Genomic DNA, 14,474 nt, shown 5'->3' on the forward strand with positions numbered 1-14,474 from the left:
AGTGCTGGTTCGCGCGAATCGCGCAACCCGCTCATTGCCGCTGATAAATCTCCGCGCCTTGCTTCATGAACTCGATCGACTTTACTTCCATGCCTTTCTTCAGCGCTTCGTCGTCGGTGACCCCTTGTTGCGCGGCGAACTCGCGTACGTCCTGGGTGATCTTCATCGAGCAGAAGTGCGGGCCGCACATCGAGCAGAAATGCGCGACCTTGGCCGAATCCTTCGGCAGCGTTTCGTCGTGGAATTCGCGCGCCTTGTCCGGGTCGAGACCGAGATTGAACTGGTCTTCCCAGCGGAATTCGAAGCGCGCCTTCGACAGCGCGTTGTCGCGCACCTGCGCACCCGGATGACCCTTCGCGAGATCGGCGGCATGCGCGGCGAGCTTGTACGTGATGATGCCGGTCTTCACGTCGTCCTTGTTCGGCAGACCGAGGTGTTCCTTCGGCGTCACGTAGCACAGCATCGCGGTGCCGAACCAGCCGATCATCGCGGCGCCAATGCCCGACGTGATGTGGTCGTAGCCCGGCGCGATGTCGGTGGTCAGCGGCCCGAGCGTGTAGAACGGCGCTTCGTCGCACCAGTCGAGCTGCAGGTCCATGTTCTCCTTGATCAGCTGCATCGGCACATGGCCCGGACCTTCGATCATCACCTGCACGTCGTGCTTCCACGCGATCTGCGTGAGTTCGCCGAGCGTCTTCAGCTCGCCCAGTTGCGCTTCGTCGTTCGCGTCGTAGATCGAGCCGGGACGCAGGCCGTCGCCGAGCGAGAAGGCCACGTCGTAGGCCTTCATGATTTCGCAGATATCTTCGAAATGCTCGTACAGGAAGCTTTCCTTGTGATGCGCGAGACACCACTTCGCCATGATCGAGCCGCCGCGCGACACGATGCCGGTCATCCGGTTCGCCGTGAGCGGCACATATTGCAGACGCACGCCCGCGTGGATCGTGAAGTAGTCGACGCCTTGCTCGGCCTGCTCGATCAGCGTGTCGCGGAAGATTTCCCAGGTGAGGTCTTCAGCCTTGCCGTTGACCTTTTCGAGCGCCTGATAGATCGGCACCGTGCCGATCGGCACCGGGCTGTTGCGGATGATCCATTCGCGTGTTTCATGAATGTGCTTGCCGGTCGACAGATCCATCACCGTGTCGCCGCCCCAGCGGATCGCCCACGTCATCTTGTCGACTTCCTCGCCGATCGACGATGTCACCGCCGAGTTGCCGATGTTCGCATTGACCTTCACGAGGAAGTTGCGGCCGATGATCATCGGCTCGCTTTCCGGGTGATTGATGTTGTTCGGGATGATCGCGCGGCCGCGCGCGATTTCCTCGCGCACGAATTCCGCGGTGATTTCGGTGAGGCCGTTCGGACCGAACGCGCTCGCGCCGAATGCCTGGCCGGGGTGCTGACGGCCCATCATCGCGGCGAGCTTCGCGCCGTTCGGGCCGCTCGTCTTCAGGGTCTCGAGGTACTCGGCACGGCGCTGGTTTTCGCGAATCGCGATGTATTCCATTTCCGGCGTGATGAGGCCTTGCTTCGCGTAGTGCATCTGCGTCACGTTCCTGCCGGCAATTGCGCGGCGCGGCGTGCGATGCAGTCCCGGAAAACGCAGCTGCGCGGTGGCCGGATCGGCGGCGCGCTCGCGGCTGAAACTGCTCGACAGACCGGTCAGCGGCCCGGTGTCGCCGCGCTCCTCGATCCACGCCTGGCGCAGCGCGGGCAGACCCGCGCGGATGTCGATCCTGGCGTCCGGGTCGGAGTAGGCGCCCGACGTGTCGTACACGTAGATCGGCGGATTCTTTTCGCCGCCGAAGCTGTCGGGCGTGTCGGCCTGCGAGATTTCGCGCATCGGCACGCGGATGTCGGGGCGCGAGCCGGTCACGTAGACCTTGCGCGAATTCGGCAACGGCGCGACGGCGGCCTCGTCCACGTGGGCTTCGGCGGAAATAAACTTCGGGTTGGCGTTCATGTAAGTCTCCGTACAAAGTGGGGCGGCTAAGCAGGAGACCGAGATGGAAGTAGTCGGAAATCGCGGAGAGGTGAGGCCCTTGGGGCTGGAGCGAAATCCGTACGCTTCCCTGCGCTGGCATTATCCAGATCAGGTTCAAAGGGTATTTCTCACCCACGCAACACGGACCTCCAGCTCCGCGCTACGCAGGACCCCCGCGTTAGCAGCGCACACGATACACCGCCCGCCCGCGGTTTGGCAACCTGTCTGAATGATTCAAAAAACCGGTCCGGATGAAACCCCGGACATCTCCTATGCTTGAATCGAGACCGCATCAGACAGGGCAACTTACAGCGAGGGAACGGCCGCCTTACAGTGAAAAATCGTCGGCGGCTTCAGGCTGATACAGGATTTTGTCGAGCTTGAGCACTTTCTGATCGCCGCTGGGTGGCGTGAAGCGGATGCTCTCGCCGCGGCGCGCGCCGAGCAGCGCGAGGCCAGCCGGCGAGAACACGTTCAGGCGCCCTTGCGCGAAATCGGCGTTGGGCGGATAGACGACGGTCCACGTCATCTGTTCGCCGCTCGCCGTGTCGATCAGCGTCGCTTGCGAGTTCATCGTGACGACGTCGGCGGGGATCTCGTGCGAGTCGACGATCACCGCGCGTTCGAGCACATCGTCGAGCATGTGCTGCAACTTGGCGTCGGTGGCCGCGTATTTCTCGAGGCGGGTCACGTCGAGTTCGGTCAGGTAGCAGGTTTTGATCTTCTTCATCATCAGGACTCCGGATAAGGCGGTCATGGATGGCCGCGTGCAACGACCCATGGGGCGGTCGGCGGATGAGTGGACGAATGGGAGAGCCCGGTGCCCGGCGACGCGGCCCTGGGTATTGGCGGGCTGCGTCAGCGAGGGCGCCGGGCGGCGTGAAGCGGGACCGTTCGGGACGTCTCGCCGGGACCGTGCGACGCGACGTCCGCGCACTCGCCTGCGCGGCATGGGCGCAAGCGGGCGAGAGCACGGAAAGTCGGACGACGCAGAGAAGTCACGGGCAAAACGACCAGGTGTTGGGGAACAGCGATCGAGAGGTGCCGGGCGACAAAGCGTGAGGCCGCGCGGCAGCAGCGAGACGAAAGTTTGATGTTAGCACGCTGTCTCACGCGGCTCCGTTTGCGACGTCGCGCCCGTCGATTGACCGTTTTTTGTGCGGTGCAAGAAGAAAGCGGTGTGGTCCGCATTGCGTTCAAGCCAGTCAGAGGATTGCCGTTAAACAAAGTGCAGCGAAGGCCGCACTCCGGCGAAGCGATTCGCGGGATGGCGCGTGAATGGCGCGAGGCGACTCGCGCCGATTGACAAAGAGGTGCACATGAAAGCGGAAAGCAGACGGTGGCGAACGTTCGGTCGCACAGTTGCGGGGGTGGCATTGCTTGCCGCGCCGCTGGCGGCGCCGGCGGCATCGACGGTGACGGGCGGCGTGATCCGGTTCGTGGGGATGATCGTTGCACCGCCGATGCAGATCAGCGAGGATACGGCGCCCCCTGGCGTCGCCGTCGGTAGCGCGAGCGTGGCGGGTCAGCGCTTTTCGCGCACGGTGACGTTCAGCGCGCCGCCGGGCGTCGTCAGCGGGGCCGATGTCGCGCTCGAAGTGAACGGCGGCACGCAGTCGCGCGATCTGGTGGCGGCGCGTTTCGTCGATGGCACCGGGCGCGTCGCGACGGCCCGCGACGGCCACTACGCGGTCGGTCGCGCGGGCGGCGTGCTGTCGCTGAACGCGAAGCGCACCGATACGGACACGCGCGTGACGGTGGTGGTCAGTTACGACTGAGTCGCGGGCGAGCTTTGACTGGCTCATCCCATGCCGGAAAAAAAATTAAAAGAGGCTTGTCATAACCGGCCGCGCGGCTCGACAAACGTGCAGATTACGATCGGAGCACGTCATGTCGACCGCGCACAATCGCTCGATACTTCAGCGCTTTACGACTTTTTCGACGCCCGCCGTCGGCCTCGCGCTTTTTCTGCTGAGCGGTTCTGGCATCAGTGCGGCCGACGCGGCCGGGCCCCTATGCGCCACGCACAGCCCCGCGCACCGCGTCGCGCTCGTCGAGCTGTACAGCAGCGAGGGCTGCGATAGCTGCCCGCCCGCCGACCGCTGGCTCAGTCAATGGAAAAGCAACGGTGCCGCGCACGGCATCGTGCCGCTCGCGCTGCACGTCGACTACTGGAACAGCCTCGGCTGGACCGACCGCTTTTCCCAGCATCGCTTCACTGAACGTCAGCAAACGCTGACGCGTCTCGCGGGCGCGCACACGCTCTATACGCCGGAAGTGTTCGTCGCGGGCCGCGAGCTGCGCGACTGGTCGCAACGCGACAGTTTCGAGCGCCGCATCGACGAGCTCGTCGCCGAACCCGCCCAGGCGAGCGTCGCACTTGCGCTGAGCCCGCGTGCGCCCGGCGCGTTCGATGTCGATGCGCAGTTCAGCACGACGGCAGCCGCCGCCACGGGTGCGTTGAGCGCCTATCTCGCGATCTATGAGAACGCGCTGACGACGCAGGTCGGCGCGGGCGAAAACCGCGGCGCGACGCTGCATCACGAGCGCGTCGTGCGCGCCTGGTTCGGGCCTGTGCCGCTCGTCTCCGGTCACGCGCGGATTCATCAGGACATCGATGTACACGCAGGGAGCGTCGATGCGCAAGCCGATCCGAGCGCCAACGCCGCCGACCGCTTCGGCGTGGTCGCGTTCGTCGAAAGCGACGCGAGCGGCGACGTGCTGCAAGCGACCGATCTTCCCGCGTGCCGTTGATCGACATCGCGCGCGCCGCATTCACTACCGCTGCTCGAGGAGAGCCCCATGTCCACACCCCACGCCTTGCGCCCCAGTGCACCCGCCGCGCCCACCGCGCCGAAGCGCGGCGTCATTCATCCGCTGTGGCTGCGCATCACGCATTGGCTGAATGCGCTCGCGGCGATCGTGATGATGCTGTCGGGCTGGCGCATCTACGACGCGTCGCCGATCTTCCCGGCGTTCAGCTTCCCGACCGCGATCACGCTGGGCGGCTGGCTCGGCGGCGCGCTGCAATGGCACTTCGCGGCGATGTGGCTGCTGGTGTTCAACGGCCTCATGTATATCGCGCTGAATCTCGCGAGCGGGCGTTTCGTGCGCAAGTTCCTGCCGCTGACGCCGCGCGCGGTACTGCGCGATTTCGTCGCCGCATTGCGCGGGAAGCTGTCGCATGGCGATCTGCGCGTCTACAACGCGGTGCAGAAATTCGCCTACCTGTTCGCGATCGCCGATCTGATCGTGCTCGTGCTATCGGGGCTCGCGATCTGGAAGTCGGTGCAGTTTCCGCTGCTGCGCGAACTGATGGGCGGCTACGACAACGCGCGCATCGTGCACTTCAGCGCGATGTCGCTGCTGGCCGCGTTTCTCGCCGTGCATCTGGCGATGGTCGCGCTCGTGCCGCGCTCGTTGCTCGCGATGTTGCGCGGACGTTGAGCGGCTGCCCACGCGCATGCTCACGCTCATGAAATCGCAACGCGAATTCCAAACGGATACCGAATCATGAACAAGCCGATAGAGAAACCAGCGGACCCATCCACACATCGTGTGAGCCACAAGCTCGACCGCGCGTCGATCCTGCTCGATGCGAAGCGCGAACTGGCGATGCCGTCGCGACGCCTGTTCGGCAAGCAGCTCCTGACGCTCGGCGGCCTGTCGATGCTGACCGGCTGCTCGCTGACCGACGACGCTTCCGTGAACCGTTTCCTGACAGCCGTGTCGCGGCTGAACGATCGCGCGCAGGCCGCGCTGTTCGATCCGAAGCAGCTCGCGCCGACCTACACCGAAGCGCAGATCACGCGGCCGTTTCCATTCAACGCGTACTACGGCATCGACGACGTGCCGCACGTCGACGGCTCAGATTATCAATTGAAGCTGAGCGGCCTCGTGACCGGCCAGCGCGTGTGGACGCTGCCCGAGCTGTACGCGCTGCCTCACGCGGAGCAGATCACGCGACATATCTGCGTCGAAGGCTGGAGCGCGATCGGCCGCTGGGGCGGCACGCCATTCGGCGATTTTCTGCGGCGCGTCGGCGCGGACACGACGGCGAAGTACGTCGGCTTCAAATGCGCGGACGACTACTTCGAAAGCATCGACATGCCGACCGCTTTGCATCCGCAAACGCTGCTGACGTTTTCCTACGACGGCGAACGGCTGCCCGCGAAATACGGCTACCCGATGAAGCTGCGCATGCCGACCAAGCTCGGCTACAAGAATCCGAAGCATATCGTCGAAATATTCGTCACCAACACGTATCCCGGCGGCTATTGGGTCGACCAGGGCTACAACTGGTTCGGAGGCTCCTGACGCATGCGGGCGCACGCGCGCTTGCGGCAGCGGCTTCGGAAGCACGCCGGCTCTCGCCGGCTTCGATTCATCCACCACCAAGGAGTCATCCCATGAAGAAGATTGCAGTTACCACGATCGCATTGTTGATGCTGGCAAGCGGCGGCACGGCCTTCGCGCAGGCGAGCGGCGCGATGTCGAACGATGAGATGTCGAAGAATGCGATGTCGAAAGATTCGATGTCCAAAGACAGCATGTCGAAGGACGGCACGAAAAAGGACACGATGAAGCACGACTCGATGAAAAAGGGCGGCGACGCGATGAAGCACGAGGCGTCGGGCGCGATGGGCAACTGAGTCGGCGCCGAGGGCGCTTAGCGATCCTGCCGATGCACGGCCGCGCATCGAACGGATCCGACACCGCAAGCCGGGGATGCGTCCCCGGCTTTTCTGTTGCAGGAAACCCAAAAGTTACGATTCTCTCGCGTGGTGTTCTCGGCGCTTACTGCATAATGCGGTGCGCGCCGCGGCTTTGCCAACCTTGCCGCCGCGCAGCGCGGCCGCGTTGCATCGTGTCGTTTTGACCGACGCCGCCGCCACCGCCGTTTCTGGCGCTTCCGGCGCCGCCCATCGTCTTACCGTTCCACCGACATGTCCGCCAGCCTCGCCCGTCCGACCGCATCGCCGATGCGGTGCCCGCCATCCCGCCCGAAAGATATCGACGCAGGCTCGGCGCCTCGCGGGCATCGAGCGCATCGCGCGGGTCGAGTGGCGACGGCGGACTGAAGCATGTCGCTGCAACGTTCAGCTTTTTCTCCGCGCGGCCGGCCGCTGCGTCTGCCGCGGTCGCGCAACGGGCGGATCGCGCTCGCGCTTGCCGTCGTTTATCTGGTGTGGGGCTCGACGTACCTCGGCGTGCACGTCGCGCTCGGCTCGTTCCCGCCGCTGCTGATGTCGGGCTTGCGCAACCTGTTCGCCGGCATCGGTCTGTTCGTGTTCGCCGCGCGCCGCAAGCCGATCTGGCCGAGCTTCGCCGAAATCCGCAACGCGGGCCTCGTCGGCACCATGCTGGTGGGTCTGTCGAGCGGCATGCTCGCCTACGGCATGCGCACGGTCGGCACCGGCACCGCGGCCGTGATGGTCGCGACCGTGCCGCTGTTCGCGACCGTGATCGCGGCCGTCGCCGGACGCAAGATCGGCCGCGGCGAATGGTTCGCGGTCGGGCTGGGGCTCGCCGGCATCGTGATTCTGAGTCACGGCGACAGCACGCCGGGCTCGACGGGCGGCAGTCTCGCGATTCTGTGCGGCGCGCTGTTCTGGGCCGGCGGCGCGCATCTGGCCGGGCAGCTGAAGCTGCCGTCGGACCTGTTTCTGTCGACCTCGCTGCAGATCGGCCTCGGCGGCGCGATGTCGACGCTGGTCGCGTGGGCGTCGGGCGAGCGGATGCTCGAGCTGCATTTTCTGCCTCTCGTCGCGTTCCTGTATCTGATGTTGATTGGGACGATGGCGGCGTACGTCGCCTACGGTTATCTGATTCGCCACACGAGCCCGATCATCGCGAGCAGCTGCATGTACGTGAATCCGGTCGTCGCGGTCGCGCTGGGCGCGCTGCTGCTCGGCGAGCCGGTCACCCGCTCGACGGTAATCGCGACGATCGTGATTCTGATCAGCGTCGGCATGTCTTTCTGGTTCGATTACCGGAACAAGCGCAGCGCCTGATAGCGGCGCGGTTCTCGTCGAACCGCGCGCCCGCTGTCAAAGCCTTGCCACCAGTTCCGCGCCCTCGCGGACCGCGCGCTTCGCATCGAGCTCGGTCGCGAGCTTCGCGCCGCCGATCACATGAAAACGCGGGCCGCCGCTGCCGTGGTTGCGATCGACCGTCGACGGCAACAGCTCGCGCAACGACTCCTACCCCGCGCACACGACGATCGTATCGAGGTCGAGCCATGCGTCGGCACTGTCACGCGCGATTCTGAGACCGCGCGCGCCGATCACGGCGACGCGCGCGCCGACCGGCGCACCGCGCCGCACGTCGACATACGACAGCCCGTTGGGCCCATCGATGCCGGCAATCGCCGGCCGCCGCGGCACGATGCCGGTCGCGACGTTGGTAAGACATGCAGGGACCGTGTAAGAGGGGGCAGCACGAACGATACACCGCGCGGCGGGGGGGACGGCACGGCGATCCGCGAGGGTGCGGTCGCCGTGCCGTTTCATCGCGTTCTGAAAACGCGTCGCGTCGAGTGCCAGCCAGCACGCAATCATTCACGAAAAAAGAGCCCGCAGCGACATCCCGCGACGGGCTTTGCAAATCCTGCTGCCATGTGCCGGCTTATTTCGCCTTTTCCGCTTCGTTCGTGATGGCGTGGCCGCCCTTCGAAATATCTTCGCCGGCGCCCGCCATCGTGTTGCAGCCGGTGACAAGCATGGCGGTTCCTGCGAGCACAAGCAAAGCGATCAGTCGAGTCATGAAACTTCTCCTTGTCGAGAATGCATCGGTTGATGTCGTCCGACCGGGGCCATGCCAGTCGATCAGGTCTCGATCCGGTTTCGAACCGGTCTGATTGCATGGTAAAAAAAGGGCGGGGGCGGCGCTGTCGGCCGTGCCGTGATTTTGTCGTAGGCGTGCTCCGGTGTTTGCGTCGGCGCACTCCTACAACGGCTTGGGGGCGCTGCGGCGAGCTTCTGTCAGACGGGGCTTTGCGACGAAGTGGGCGGCGTGGCCGGCGACGTCAGCGGCTGATCGACCGAAGGCGTCGCGGCGCTCGCGCTCGGCATCACGACGTCGATGTCGGTGCCGTTTTGCGCGCCACGGCGGATCTCGAAGCGCCCGCCACGCGCGGCCACGCGCTGACGCATGCCGAGCAGGCCGTGCGTATGTGTGCGCTTCAGGTCGGCCGGCATGATGCCGACGCCGTTGTCCGCGATATGCAGCGCGACCTCGCCGTCGCCGACCCGCAATGCGATTCCGACCTTCGAGGCCCGCGCGTACTTGGCGGCGTTCGTCAGCGATTCCTGCGCGACCCGAAACAGCGCGATTTCGGTCTGCTCGTCGAGCTGGATATCGTCGGCGGGCAGGTGCAGCTCGAGCGTCCAGTTGTTGCGCTGCGCGGCTTCGTCGGCGAGCGTGCGCAGCGCGGTAACGAGCCCGAAATTGGCCAGCACGGTCGGCCGCATGTCCTCGATGATGCGCCGCTTCAACGCGATACCCTGGTCGAGATTGGCGAGCGCGCGCTGCAGCTTGTCGGCGATGTCTGGCTCGCTGTCCTTCAGCTTGCGGCGCGCCCATGCGACGTCCATCCGGCATGCGGTCAGAATCGCGCCGAGCTCGTCGTGCAACTCGCGCGCGAGCTGGGTCTTTTCGTTTTCGCTGACCGCCTGCAGATGCCAGCCGAGCGCTTCGAGCTGCCGCGTGCGCTCGTTGACGAGCTGGTCGAGTTCCTCCTGCTGCGTGATCAACTGACGCTGCGCGCGCGCCTGCCGGTCGATCTGGATGCCGAGATTGCGAAACAGCAGAATGAACAGCACGATGTTCAGCGCCGACAGACCCGCCGCGCACAGCGTCGACAGCCGCTGGTCGGCGCGGCTCGCGGCCAGCGCGTGCTGAGCGCGGCGCTCCTCGTTGTCGCGCAGCAGCGCGAGCGTACTGTCGATCAGCGACGCGTCCGCCGGGTTGACGTCGCTCGCGCTCCCGCATGCGCCGAGATCGAGCGGATGCGGCGCGGCGTGCTGCATCGCGGCGGCGCCCGCGCCGATGCGCGCGTCGATCAGCGCGAGAATCTGCGTGAAGCTCGCGAGTTCCGCGCTGTCCGCGCGGCCGCCGCGATAGAAGTGGTCCAACTGCTGGGTGGTGTCGCGGATGCGCGCGGCGCTCGCGCAGAACGCGTGGGCGGATGCGTCGTCCTTCGTCAGAAGAAACTGGTTTTGTTGCGCGGTGAGGCGCGACAGCTCGCTCGCGAGTGTGCTCAGTCGCACGGTGACGTCGCGCGCTTCAAGCGCGGTCTCATACTCGGCGGTGATGCGCTGACGCGCGGTCTCCAGAATCACGAGGCCTCCCACCGTGATCACGATCGCCACCGTCATCGCGATCGCCCAGCTGCGATTGCGCATCCACTCGGCGAGCCGCGCCGTGGCGCGTGCGCCAGGTTGTTCCGGCGGGTTCTGCAGATTCGACACTTTCGGCTCCAGAAAGAGGGCATCGACACCGGCATCGACTCCGGCATCGCGCGAAGCCGCGCGCGTAATGTCGTCGTAATCCAATGTAAGCGGATTCTCACACGAAAAACGGCGAGCGTCGGAATGCGCGCGGCGCCGCGCATCGATAGCATGGACCCGATCGTTCATGCAATGTTGCGGGAGGAAGCCATCATGTTGAAGTGGGCACTGTTCTTCGCGATCGTCGCGGTGATCGCCGGTCTTCTCGGCTTCACCGGCATCGCGGCCGGCGCGGCGGCGATCGCGAAGTTCCTGTTCTTCGTCTTTGTCGTGCTGTGCGTCGTGTTCCTCGCGCTGGGCTTCGTCGTGACGAAGAAAATGATCGATTAGCGCGGCCATCGCAGTGGCGGCAAGCCGCGCCCTCACAGCAGGCGAGCGATTTGCTGGTAGTCGATTGGAAGGCCAACAAAAGGGAGAAATGCCATGCTTCACTATGCCATCGTCTTCTTCGTGATTGCGATCATCGCAGCCGTATTCGGCTTTACCGGCATCGCGGCCGGCGCGGCCGAAATCGCGAAGATCCTGTTCTACATCTTTCTCGTCGTGTTCGTGGTCACATTGCTGCTCGGCGTGTTTCGAACCTAGCCGCGCGAGCCGGATGAACGCAACATGAGGCAGGCAGCGAAGTACGCAATGTAGGAACAGGTAGTCAACAAGGCGCGTGAACGCGCGGCGTTTGAATCCCCGATTGAGGTGCCCGCGTTCGAAGCGCGCCGTCATTCCGCCCTGGGCGCATCAGGCGCGATTCGTGCTGAGGCGCGATTCACCCAATACCGGATAAAGGAGAAGTTCGATGGCGAAGCAATCTGGCGACACGTTCGTGATGGACATCAAGAAGATCCGCGAGGACGCGCGCAAGCATATGTCGGATGGTCCGGTCACGCAGACCTATGGTGCGAATCGCGAGACGGTGCTCAAGCTGCTCAACGACGCGCTCGCCACCGAGATCGTCTGCACGCTGCGCTACAAGCGCCATTACTTCATGGCGAAGGGCATCAATTCCGAAGCGGTCGCGAGGGAATTTGCCGAGCACGCAACCGAGGAGCAGGAGCACGCCGATCGCATCGCCGAGCGCATCGTGCAGCTTGGCGGCGAACCAGATTTCGCGCCGGACGGCATCAAGGCACGCGCGCATTCGGAATACAAGGAAGGCACCGATCTGACCGACATGATTCGCGAGAACCTGATCGCAGAGCGCATCGCGATCGACACGTACCGCGAGATCGTACGGTATCTCGGCGAGAAGGACGTGACCACGCGCCGGCTGTTCGAGGAGATTCTCGCGGTCGAAGAAGAGCATGCCGACGATATGGCGGATCTGCTCGCGGGGCGCGAGTAGCGCGCGAGGCGACAAGGAAGCGTCGAAGGACCGGGTCGCGGGCGAACTCGGGAATGCCGGCAGCTGCGGTGCGAAGCCGCCCTCGCATTCCGCGTCCGGCCGTGGCCCCGGATCATTACAATGTCCGCATCGGAGCGACTCCCTTTGCACGGAACCCAACCGATGATTCGAGTGCTGATAGCTGACGATCATGCGATCGTTCGAGGTGGTTTCAGACAGTTCGTCGCCGACGAGCCGGACATGTGCGTCGCCGCGGAGGCCGCCACCGGCGAGGAAGCGATCTGCCTCGTGCGCGAGCAGGCATTCGACGTCGTGCTGCTCGACATCGCGATGCCGGACAAGAACGGCATCGACACGTTGCGTGTGATCAAGCAGGTGCGTCCCGAGCAGGGCGTGCTGATTCTATCGGGCTATCCCGAGAGCCAGTACGCGATCAATCTGCTGCGCGCGGGCGCGAACGGCTATCTGAACAAGGACTGCGAGCCGGAAGAAATCGTGCGCGCGATCCGCTCGGTCGCGCGCGGGCATCGCTATCTGTCGGAGGCGGTCGCCGATACGCTTGCCGACAATCTCGACAAGCCTGCCGCCGGGCGTCCGCATGAAGCGCTGTCGGAGCGCGAATTCCAGATCTTCTGCAAGCTCGCGGCCGGCCAGTTGCCGACCGAGATTGCTGAAGAGCTGCATCTGTCGGTCAAAACGGTGAGCACGTATCGCGCGCGGGTGCTCGAGAAGATGCGTCTCGCGAACAACGCGGACCTCACGTATTACGCGATCAAGAATGGCCTGATCGAATGACGGACGATCGAGATATTCCGATGAACAGCGAACCGAACCCCGCTACCGAGTCAGCCAGCCGCGCGCCGTTGCGCGTGCTGCTGATCGAGGATTCGCCGCTGATCCGCCGCAGCCTCGTGGAGGCGATCGATGCGTCGGGCCTGCTGCGCGTGGCCGCTTATGCCGATTCCGCCGATCAGGCGATCGCGCTGCTCGGCGACGAAGCGTTCGACGCGGTGATCGTCGATTTGCAGCTGAAGCTGGGCTCGGGCGTGCCGGTGCTCGCGTATCTGCAGCGCGAGGGGCTGATCGATTCGATGTTCGCGGCGGTGCTGACCAATCACGCGTTGCCCGCGTACCGCGAGCGCTGCGAGCAGTATGGCGTGCGGCACTTTTACGACAAATCGTTCGAGTTCGATCGCGTGCTCGATGCGCTGCATGAGTATGCGTTGGGGAGGGGTGGCGGGGTGTAACGACTCGACCGGCGGGAGTGCGCATTTCGCGGATGAACCGAGCGAGATCGAGCCACGTGTCGTTCATTACAGACGATCCTCCGGCTGATATCAATGCCCAGCCCGCGCCGGCAACCGCAAATGATTCCACGCGCCGAGCCCGGCAAACGCGATCCCCGCGATAGTCACGCCGACCCACCCGAACACCGGCCACACGATCGCGCCGACACCCGAGCCCAGCGCCCCGCCGATGAAATACGCGACCATGTACACGGTATTCACGCGGCTGCGCGCATCGGGCTTCAAGGCGTAGATGCGCGACTGATTCGAAATCTGCGCGGCCTGCACGCCTATGTCGAGAATGATCACGCCGACCACGAGTCCCGCGATGCTCTTCGCCGACGCACCGAAGATCACGAACGCGATCACGACCAGCACGAGCGACACGGTGATGATCGCGCGCGGTCCACGCCGGTCGGCGAACTTGCCGGCGAGCGGCGCGGCCAGCGCGCCGGCCGCGCCGACGATACCGAACAGCCCTGCCGCCTGCGGCCCGAGATGAAACGGCGCGCCCGCGAGCAGCAGCGCGAGCACCGACCAGAAAATGCTGAACGCGCCGAACAACGCCGCACCGGTGAGCGATGCCTCGCGCAGCGCGCGATGCTCGGTTACCAGGTGCCACATCGACACGAGCAGCTTGCCGTACGGCAACGTCGAGGTCGGCTGGCTCTTCGGCAAACGCAAAATGATGACGACCGCGAGTGCGAGCAGCGCGACGACGGATGCGCCAAACACCGCGCGCCAGCCGAAGTATTCGGCGACGATGCCCGCCGCGGTCCGGGCAAGCAGGATGCCGAGCAGCAGGCCGCTCATCACGGTGCCGACCGCGTGGCCGCGTTCGGACGGCGGCGCGAGTTCGGCCGCGAACGGCACCGCCTGTTGCGCGATCGTCGCGAGCACGCCGATCGCGAGACTCGTGACGATCAGCACCGCGAGCGTCGGTGCCGACGCCGCAATGACGAGCGCGACGCACATGCCGGCGATCTGCAGCAGGATCAGCAGACGCCGGTCGAAGCGATCGCCGAGCGGCGCAAGCAACAGCATGCCGGCGGCGTAGCCGAGCTGCGTGACGGCCGGCACCGCGCCGACCCATGACGCGCTGCCCGGAAACGACTGGCGGAAGTTATCGAGCAGCGGCTGGTTGAAATAGATGTTTGCGACCGAGACACCGGCGATCGTCGCGAGCAGCAGCAACACGCCGCGCAACGACCGGGCGGAGGAAGCGGAAGTGGAAGCGTCGGAAGTGGACATGACAGGGGCGGATCGACGGACCGGCCCATGCGCGGTCCTCAAGCGTGCCGATCATACCGGAGCGGCGGGGTTCGTGCTGACGGCCGCGCGAGGCTCGCCCGCGC

The 14,474-nt window shown here is 65.0% G+C and carries 16 protein-coding genes, 1 pseudogene and 1 riboswitch; of the genes and pseudogenes, 11 read left to right on the forward strand and 6 right to left on the reverse strand.

The window, feature by feature from the left end:
• Positions 1–31: 31 nt before the first annotated feature.
• On the reverse strand, positions 32–1,963 hold the full coding sequence (gene thiC / locus HDG33_RS02115; protein WP_184022032.1) for a phosphomethylpyrimidine synthase ThiC: 1,932 nt from the start codon (positions 1,961–1,963) through the stop codon (positions 32–34).
• Between the two features lie 88 nt (positions 1,964–2,051).
• A riboswitch (TPP riboswitch) is annotated at positions 2,052–2,169 on the reverse strand.
• Positions 2,170–2,312: 143 nt separating this feature from the next.
• Positions 2,313–2,714, reverse strand: coding sequence for a GreA/GreB family elongation factor (locus HDG33_RS02120; RefSeq protein WP_184022035.1), 402 nt, complete (start codon positions 2,712–2,714; stop codon positions 2,313–2,315).
• Between the two features lie 589 nt (positions 2,715–3,303).
• Here HDG33_RS02120 and HDG33_RS02125 point away from each other — a divergent pair.
• The 6 genes from HDG33_RS02125 to HDG33_RS02150 all read left to right on the forward strand — a co-directional run bounded on the left by HDG33_RS02125 (position 3,304) and on the right by HDG33_RS02150 (position 7,998).
• Complete coding sequence (locus tag HDG33_RS02125) at positions 3,304–3,762, forward strand: hypothetical protein (protein ID WP_184022038.1); 459 nt, start codon at positions 3,304–3,306, stop codon at positions 3,760–3,762.
• 112 nt (positions 3,763–3,874) lie between these two features.
• Positions 3,875–4,738, forward strand: coding sequence for a thioredoxin family protein (locus tag HDG33_RS02130; RefSeq protein WP_184022041.1), 864 nt, complete (start codon positions 3,875–3,877; stop codon positions 4,736–4,738).
• 48 nt (positions 4,739–4,786) lie between these two features.
• Complete coding sequence (locus tag HDG33_RS02135) at positions 4,787–5,431, forward strand: cytochrome b/b6 domain-containing protein (RefSeq protein ID WP_184022043.1); 645 nt, start codon at positions 4,787–4,789, stop codon at positions 5,429–5,431.
• Between the two features lie 66 nt (positions 5,432–5,497).
• Complete coding sequence (locus HDG33_RS02140; protein WP_184022046.1) at positions 5,498–6,301, forward strand: molybdopterin-dependent oxidoreductase; 804 nt, start codon at positions 5,498–5,500, stop codon at positions 6,299–6,301.
• 92 nt (positions 6,302–6,393) lie between these two features.
• Positions 6,394–6,636, forward strand: coding sequence for a pentapeptide MXKDX repeat protein (locus HDG33_RS02145; protein WP_184022049.1), 243 nt, complete (start codon positions 6,394–6,396; stop codon positions 6,634–6,636).
• A 432-nt stretch (positions 6,637–7,068) separates the two neighbouring features.
• Positions 7,069–7,998 (forward strand): EamA family transporter, encoded by a 930-nt coding sequence (locus HDG33_RS02150; RefSeq protein WP_184022053.1) that lies wholly within the window; start codon positions 7,069–7,071, stop codon positions 7,996–7,998.
• Between the two features lie 36 nt (positions 7,999–8,034).
• Here HDG33_RS02150 and HDG33_RS02155 read toward each other — a convergent pair.
• From HDG33_RS02155 to HDG33_RS02165, 3 genes and pseudogenes are all read right to left on the reverse strand, one after another.
• Positions 8,035–8,385, reverse strand: a pseudogene (locus HDG33_RS02155) (hypothetical protein); the annotation flags it as partial.
• A 226-nt stretch (positions 8,386–8,611) separates the two neighbouring features.
• Complete coding sequence (locus tag HDG33_RS02160; RefSeq protein ID WP_184022056.1) at positions 8,612–8,749, reverse strand: entericidin A/B family lipoprotein; 138 nt, start codon at positions 8,747–8,749, stop codon at positions 8,612–8,614.
• A 218-nt stretch (positions 8,750–8,967) separates the two neighbouring features.
• The gene (locus tag HDG33_RS02165; protein WP_260330285.1) at positions 8,968–10,623 is read right to left on the reverse strand and encodes a sensor histidine kinase; all 1,656 of its coding nucleotides are present in this window, start codon (positions 10,621–10,623) and stop codon (positions 8,968–8,970) included.
• Between the two features lie 24 nt (positions 10,624–10,647).
• Here HDG33_RS02165 and HDG33_RS02170 point away from each other — a divergent pair, with 24 nt between their 5' ends.
• The 5 genes from HDG33_RS02170 to HDG33_RS02190 all read left to right on the forward strand — a co-directional run bounded on the left by HDG33_RS02170 (position 10,648) and on the right by HDG33_RS02190 (position 13,080).
• Entirely contained in the window at positions 10,648–10,824 is a 177-nt protein-coding gene (locus HDG33_RS02170; protein WP_184022059.1) for a DUF1328 family protein, read from the forward strand.
• A gap of 93 nt (positions 10,825–10,917) precedes the next feature.
• Positions 10,918–11,079: a DUF1328 domain-containing protein gene (locus HDG33_RS02175; protein WP_006052455.1), complete on the forward strand. Its 162-nt coding sequence runs from the start codon at positions 10,918–10,920 to the stop codon at positions 11,077–11,079.
• 208 nt (positions 11,080–11,287) lie between these two features.
• Complete coding sequence (locus tag HDG33_RS02180) at positions 11,288–11,833, forward strand: bacterioferritin (protein ID WP_184022061.1); 546 nt, start codon at positions 11,288–11,290, stop codon at positions 11,831–11,833.
• A 162-nt stretch (positions 11,834–11,995) separates the two neighbouring features.
• On the forward strand, positions 11,996–12,628 hold the full coding sequence (locus HDG33_RS02185; protein WP_184022064.1) for a response regulator transcription factor: 633 nt from the start codon (positions 11,996–11,998) through the stop codon (positions 12,626–12,628).
• 20 nt (positions 12,629–12,648) lie between these two features.
• The gene (locus tag HDG33_RS02190) at positions 12,649–13,080 is read left to right on the forward strand and encodes a response regulator (RefSeq protein WP_090800917.1); all 432 of its coding nucleotides are present in this window, start codon (positions 12,649–12,651) and stop codon (positions 13,078–13,080) included.
• Between the two features lie 90 nt (positions 13,081–13,170).
• On the opposite strand, the gene HDG33_RS02195 is transcribed toward HDG33_RS02190, so the two are convergent.
• The gene (locus HDG33_RS02195) at positions 13,171–14,370 is read right to left on the reverse strand and encodes an MFS transporter (protein WP_184022067.1); all 1,200 of its coding nucleotides are present in this window, start codon (positions 14,368–14,370) and stop codon (positions 13,171–13,173) included.
• Positions 14,371–14,474 lie beyond the last annotated feature (104 nt).

Origin of the sequence: Paraburkholderia sp. Cpub6 (assembly GCF_014201065.1) — a bacterium.
Classification (GTDB): Bacteria; Pseudomonadota; Gammaproteobacteria; order Burkholderiales; family Burkholderiaceae; genus Paraburkholderia; species Paraburkholderia tuberum.

Coding starts and splice junctions, on each gene's coding strand:
- HDG33_RS02140 (WP_184022046.1), top strand. CDS start 5,498: ATGAACAAGCCGATAGAGAAACCAGCGGACCCATCCACACATCGTGTG.
- HDG33_RS02175 (WP_006052455.1), top strand. CDS start 10,918: ATGCTTCACTATGCCATCGTCTTCTTCGTGATTGCGATCATCGCAGCC.
- HDG33_RS02190 (WP_090800917.1), top strand. CDS start 12,649: ATGAACAGCGAACCGAACCCCGCTACCGAGTCAGCCAGCCGCGCGCCG.
- HDG33_RS02145 (WP_184022049.1), top strand. CDS start 6,394: ATGAAGAAGATTGCAGTTACCACGATCGCATTGTTGATGCTGGCAAGC.
- HDG33_RS02165 (WP_260330285.1), bottom strand. CDS start 10,623: ATGAACGATCGGGTCCATGCTATCGATGCGCGGCGCCGCGCGCATTCC.
- HDG33_RS02135 (WP_184022043.1), top strand. CDS start 4,787: ATGTCCACACCCCACGCCTTGCGCCCCAGTGCACCCGCCGCGCCCACC.
- thiC (WP_184022032.1), bottom strand. CDS start 1,963: ATGAACGCCAACCCGAAGTTTATTTCCGCCGAAGCCCACGTGGACGAG.
- HDG33_RS02150 (WP_184022053.1), top strand. CDS start 7,069: ATGTCGCTGCAACGTTCAGCTTTTTCTCCGCGCGGCCGGCCGCTGCGT.
- HDG33_RS02180 (WP_184022061.1), top strand. CDS start 11,288: ATGGCGAAGCAATCTGGCGACACGTTCGTGATGGACATCAAGAAGATC.
- HDG33_RS02120 (WP_184022035.1), bottom strand. CDS start 2,714: ATGAAGAAGATCAAAACCTGCTACCTGACCGAACTCGACGTGACCCGC.
- HDG33_RS02160 (WP_184022056.1), bottom strand. CDS start 8,749: ATGACTCGACTGATCGCTTTGCTTGTGCTCGCAGGAACCGCCATGCTT.
- HDG33_RS02130 (WP_184022041.1), top strand. CDS start 3,875: ATGTCGACCGCGCACAATCGCTCGATACTTCAGCGCTTTACGACTTTT.
- HDG33_RS02125 (WP_184022038.1), top strand. CDS start 3,304: ATGAAAGCGGAAAGCAGACGGTGGCGAACGTTCGGTCGCACAGTTGCG.
- HDG33_RS02170 (WP_184022059.1), top strand. CDS start 10,648: ATGTTGAAGTGGGCACTGTTCTTCGCGATCGTCGCGGTGATCGCCGGT.
- HDG33_RS02185 (WP_184022064.1), top strand. CDS start 11,996: ATGATTCGAGTGCTGATAGCTGACGATCATGCGATCGTTCGAGGTGGT.
- HDG33_RS02195 (WP_184022067.1), bottom strand. CDS start 14,370: ATGTCCACTTCCGACGCTTCCACTTCCGCTTCCTCCGCCCGGTCGTTG.